The sequence below is a fragment of the Streptomyces africanus genome, from assembly GCF_002150735.1.
Lineage (GTDB): Bacteria > Actinomycetota > Actinomycetes > Streptomycetales > Streptomycetaceae > Streptomyces > Streptomyces africanus.
This window is the reverse complement of sequence record NZ_MUKA01000280.1, coordinates 1-4,718: the sequence shown is the minus strand read 5'-3', so window position 1 is coordinate 4,718 and position 4,718 is coordinate 1. Positions and strand designations below refer to the sequence as shown.

Sequence of the window (4,718 nt, the reverse complement as noted above, 5' to 3'; positions counted from 1 at the left end):
GCCTTCGACCTGGAGCCGGGCGGGCCCGGCTCCAGGTCGAAGGCGGCCCGGACCGTGTGCAGCAGCCGCAGATAGGCCTGGACGGCGGTGCGTTCGCGGTCGGTCAGTACGGCGGTGGGCATCGGTCGGCTCTCCCCGTGTCGGAGTCATCGGTCACGCCCCGCACACAAGGGGCGCACCTCCAGCTTGCCGCCCACCACTGACAATCCGGCCCGGTCGTCCCCCGGTTCGCCCGCTCGGCGCAGGGGTGACCCCACCTCAGCCCTGCGACCCCGGATATCCCAGCGACGCCTCGATCCGCCCCGCCAGGTGGTCCCGCTGCACCGGCCCCCGCGACGACGAACCCGCCAGCCACGCCCGGCACTTGCTGGCCAGCAGCAGCCCGAAGCTCTCCGCCTCCTTCTCGTCGTCGAGGTCGAAGCGGGTGCGCGCGGCGACCTTCAGCACCGTCTCCTGAAGGTCGGCGCCCTCGTGGAGCAGCCGGGCCGCGACGGCGGCGCCCTCGACGTGGTGGGAGCAGTGCCCCGCCTTCATGTGCCACAGCTCGTGCCCCAGGATCACCAACTGGTGATCGGGAGCCGTGCGTTCCTCGATCACGACGAGGTCCTGCTCGGCCATGTCGAGCCACAGCCCGCTCGCGGTCCCGGGCGGGAAGGCGGCCGTGCGGAAGTGGACGGGGCGGCCCCGGCGTCTGCTCATGGCGTCGCACAGCGCGGCGTACAGCTCCTCGGGCCGCGCCGGCGCGGGGAGGGTCAGCTCCGCGACCAGTTCGCCGCACAGGCGGCGCATTTCCTTACCGATGCCCACAGTTCTCCCCACGGTCACGACTCGGGCCGCTTGACGCTCTCCAGGAGCATGTCCAGCCACTCCGCCACCTTGTCGCGGTGCTGGTCGGTGGGCAGCTGCGCGGCCCGCCAGGCGATGCCGCGCACGCCGTGGTCCTGCAACAGCCGCTCCAGCGGGTCGTCGGCCGCCGCGGCCGCCTCCCGCTCGCGGTCGGCGAGCTTCTGGAGCAGCTCCTGCTCGGTGTGCTGGAGGGCGCTCACCAGTGCCTCGGGGTCCTCGGCCGTGAGGAACCCGGCGTGCACCCGGAAGAACCGCTGGAGGGCGTCGCAGTGCTCCATGGTCGGCCGCCGGTCGCCGTTGATCAGGGCACCGGCCTGCTGCCGGGACATGCCCGCGCCGTCGGCGATCTCCTGCTGGGTGTACTTGCGGCCGTTGGGCTTGAGCCGGGTCCGGCGCAGCAGGTCCAGGCGCTGGAGGAACCGGGCCTGCACATCGGGCTCGCCCGCCGGCCGGCCGCCGAGCAGGGCCTTGACCACGGGCTCCGGGACGCCGGAGGCGACGGACAGCCGGCCGATGTCGAAGACCTCGGCGTAGGGCACGCCGAGCCGGTCGGCGAGCGCGGAGACACGGGAGACGACGGCCGCCAGCACGGCCGTCGGCGTGGCGCCCGGACCTTCGACGAAGCCACCCGTCACCGACAGATCTCCTACGTCTCTCACAGGCTTCTCACAAGTGGATGCCGTGACCTACCCCGGCGTGAACTTCCCGGAGCGTAGCCGGTGGTTCGAACTCACATCCAGGTCTCGCCACAACTGTGGCCAATTTCAGCCGTCAACCAGCATGAAATGCCACGATAGTTGACACGCCTCAGCTCCGGGCACCAGGATCGGTGCGCCGCGTCAGGGCCGCACAGGCAAGAGGGGTGACCTCCCGATGGCATATCAGGCAGGAGGGCAGCGGCCGGCACCGCGGCCCGTCCCCCAGACTTCCGATGTCCAGGCCTACCTGGAGGACTACGCCGGGCTTCTGGAGGCCGTCTCCTTCCCCTCGCTCGTCGTCGACCACTGCTGGGACGTGGTGCTGGCCAACAGTGCCTTCCGGTCACTTTTCGGTGGCGTCGGCCCGCACCCGACGGCCATGCCGGGCGACAACTTCCTCAGGTTCGTGCTGTTCCACCCCGACGCCCCCACGGTGCTCGGCGAGCACGAGGCGAGCTGGTGCCTGCCGATGCTCGCGCACTTCGCGCGGACCGTGGAGAGCCACGCCCCCGACCACGGCCTCCAGGCCATCCGCCGCGACATCGCCCAGGACCCGATCATGGAAGCCGCCTACCGGCACGGCCTGCCGCACTGGATCCGCTCGGTCGGCGAGAGCGCCGTCGAGCAGGACGGTGCCGTACGGCCGCTGCTGCACCCGGATCCGCGCTGGGGCGCCACCGACTGCCGGATCGTCGTCGAGACGTCCAGGACGCTCGACGAACTGGGCTGCGCCCGGCTCACGTTCGTGCTGCGCGAGGCCCGCCGCACCCCGTCCCGGGACCGCCGGGCGCGCCGTACCGCCTCCCACCTGAGGGTCGTCCCGGCGGCCGAGTGAGCCCCGCCGGTTTCCCCCGCACCACAACACCGCGTCATCGGTGTCCGCCCCATTCCCCGACACTGTGGTGTGTGACATAGTACTGCCGTGAGCAAGCCGCTGACCTGCGATGTCGTGGTGGTCGGAGCCGGAGTGGTGGGCGCCGCCTGCGCCCTGTACGCGGCCCGGGCGGGCCTGGACACCGTCGTGGTGGACCGCGGCCCGGTGGCCGGCGGCACGACCGGCGCGGGGGAGGGCAACCTCCTCGTCTCCGACAAGGAACCCGGCCCCGAGCTCGACCTGGCCCTGCTGTCCGCCCGGCTGTGGTCCGAACTGGCCGGGGAGGGGCTGGGGAAGGCGGTCGAGTACGAGGCCAAGGGCGGGGTCGTCGTCGCCGGCACCGGCGCAGCGCTGGCCGGGCTGGAGAGACTCGCCGCCGGGCAGCGCGCGGCCGGGGTCGAGGCGGTCCCGGTGCCGCCCGACCGGCTCCCCGACCTGGAGCCGTACCTGGCCCCCGGCCTCGCGGGCGGCGTGCACTACCCGCAGGACGCCCAGGTGATGCCCGCCCTGGCGGCGGCGCACCTGCTGCGCGCCTCGGACGCCCGGCTGCTCACCGGCCGTGAGATGACCGGGGTGCTGCGCGGCCCCGACGGTGCGGTGCGCGGGGTGCGTACCGACCGGGGAGACATCCACGCCCCGGCGGTCGTCAACGCGGCCGGTACCTGGGGCGGCGAGGTGGCGGCCCGCGCCGGGGTGTCGCTGCCGGTGCTGCCCCGGCGCGGTTTCGTCCTGGTCACCGAGCCGCTGCCGCCCCGGATCCGGCACAAGGTGTACGCCGCCGACTACGTGGCCGACGTCGCCAGCGACTCGGCGGCCCTCCAGACCTCCCCGGTCGTCGAGGGCACGCCCGCCGGGCCGGTCCTCATCGGCGCCAGCCGCGAACGGGTCGGCTTCGACCGGTCGTTGTCGCTCCCTGCGCTGCGGGCGCTGGCGGCGGGCGCGACGCGGCTCTTCCCGTTCCTCGCCGGAGTCCGGGCCATGCGGACGTACGCCGGCTTCCGGCCGTATCTGCCGGACCATCTGCCCGCGATCGGCCCCGACCCCCGGGCGCCCGGACTGCTGCACGCCTGCGGGCACGAGGGCGCGGGCATCGGTCTGGCCACCGGCACCGGGCAGCTGATCGCCCAGGTGCTGACGGGGCGGACGCCCGACCTGGATCTCGGCCCGTTCCGGCCCGACCGCTTTCCCGAGGAGGCCGAGTGAATCCCCTGGAGCTGGCGCGGGCCAGACCCGGCCCCGCCTTCACGGTCACGTTCGACGGGCGGCCGGTCGAGGCGCTGCCCGGCCAGACGGTCGCCGCCGTGCTGTGGTCGGCGGGCGTCACCTCGTGGCGCACCACCCGGGGCGAGGGCCGCCCGCGCGGGGTGTTCTGCGGGATCGGCGTCTGCTTCGACTGCCTGGTGACCGTCAACGGCCGCCCCAACCAACGCGCTTGCCTGCTCCCGGTGCGGCCGGGAGACGTGATCGGCACGCAGGAGGGGACGGGCCATGCGGACTGAACTCGCCGTGATCGGCGCCGGACCGGCCGGGCTGGCCGCGTCCCTGGCGGCCGCCGCGCGCGGCACGCGGGTCGCCCTCGTCGACGCGGCGACGGAGACCGGCGGGCAGTACTACCGGCAGCCCGCCGCCGGGCTCGCCGCCGGGCGGCCCGAGGCGCTGCACCACCGGTGGCGGACCTGGGAGCGACTGCGCGACGGCCTCGCCGCCCGTTCCGTACGCGTGCTGACGGATCATCACGTCTGGTGCGTGGAGCGCAGGCCCGGCGGCTTCACCGTGCACGCGCTGCTCGGCCCGGAGCAGGAAGAACCGGCCGAGGTGCACGCCCGTGCCGTGCTCCTGGCCACCGGCGGATACGAACACGTGCTGCCCTTTCCCGGCTGGACCCTCCCGGGCGTCGTCACCGCCGGGGGCGCCCAGGCCATGCTCAAGGGCGGCCTCGTGGTGCCGGGGCGCCGGGCCGTCGTGGCCGGGACCGGGCCGCTGCTGCTGCCCGTGGCGACCGGGCTCGCGGCAGCCGGCGTCGAGGTCGCGGCGCTCGTCGAGTCCACCGGCCCGGGGCGCCTGGCCCGCCACGGCCGGGCCCTGGCCGGCAAGACCCCGGAGGGCGCCGGACACGCCGCCCGGCTGCTGCGCCACCGCGTGCCGGTCCTGGCCCGCCACACCGTCGTCCGCGCCCACGGCGACGACCGGCTGACCGGCGTCACGGTCGCCGCCCTCGACACCGCCGGACGCGTCCGGCCCGGCACGGAGCGGCGGTTGCCCTGCGACACCCTGGCCGTCGGCCACGGCATGCTCCCGCA

General features: G+C 74.7%; 6 protein-coding genes. 4 read left to right on the top strand and 2 right to left on the bottom strand.

Going from position 1 to position 4,718, the window contains the following annotated elements; genetic code table 11:
• Window positions 1-258: 258 nt before the first annotated feature.
• Together CCL05_RS31050 and CCL05_RS31045 are read right to left on the bottom strand one after the other, a co-directional pair.
• The gene (locus CCL05_RS31050) at window positions 259-789 is read right to left on the bottom strand and encodes a toxin-antitoxin system, toxin component (protein WP_086564017.1); all 531 of its coding nucleotides are present in this window, start codon (window positions 787-789) and stop codon (window positions 259-261) included.
• Between the two features lie 32 nt (window positions 790-821).
• Window positions 822-1,481 (bottom strand): helix-turn-helix domain-containing protein, encoded by a 660-nt coding sequence (locus tag CCL05_RS31045; RefSeq protein ID WP_086564016.1) that lies wholly within the window; start codon window positions 1,479-1,481, stop codon window positions 822-824.
• Between the two features lie 238 nt (window positions 1,482-1,719).
• Here CCL05_RS31045 and CCL05_RS31040 point away from each other — a divergent pair, with 238 nt between their 5' ends.
• The 4 genes from CCL05_RS31040 to CCL05_RS31025 all read left to right on the top strand — a co-directional run.
• Entirely contained in the window at window positions 1,720-2,379 is a 660-nt protein-coding gene (locus CCL05_RS31040) for an MmyB family transcriptional regulator (RefSeq protein ID WP_167409649.1), read from the top strand.
• 87 nt (window positions 2,380-2,466) lie between these two features.
• Window positions 2,467-3,621: an NAD(P)/FAD-dependent oxidoreductase gene (locus tag CCL05_RS31035; protein ID WP_086564014.1), complete on the top strand. Its 1,155-nt coding sequence runs from the start codon at window positions 2,467-2,469 to the stop codon at window positions 3,619-3,621.
• Complete coding sequence (locus CCL05_RS31030) at window positions 3,618-3,917, top strand: (2Fe-2S)-binding protein (protein WP_086564013.1); 300 nt, start codon at window positions 3,618-3,620, stop codon at window positions 3,915-3,917. Before CCL05_RS31035 ends, CCL05_RS31030 begins: the two co-directional genes overlap by 4 nt.
• Window positions 3,907-4,718, top strand: an 812-nt coding sequence (locus CCL05_RS31025; RefSeq protein ID WP_143589975.1) for an NAD(P)/FAD-dependent oxidoreductase, incomplete at its 3' end; no start/stop codon positions are given. The genes CCL05_RS31030 and CCL05_RS31025, both read left to right, overlap by 11 nt.

Bases quoted from the DNA above. Each gene is read 5' to 3' on its own strand.
- CCL05_RS31050 (WP_086564017.1), bottom strand. From the start codon at position 789: ATGCGCCGCCTGTGCGGCGAACTGGTCGCGGAGCTGACCCTCCCCGCG.
- CCL05_RS31040 (WP_167409649.1), top strand. From the start codon at position 1,720: ATGGCATATCAGGCAGGAGGGCAGCGGCCGGCACCGCGGCCCGTCCCC.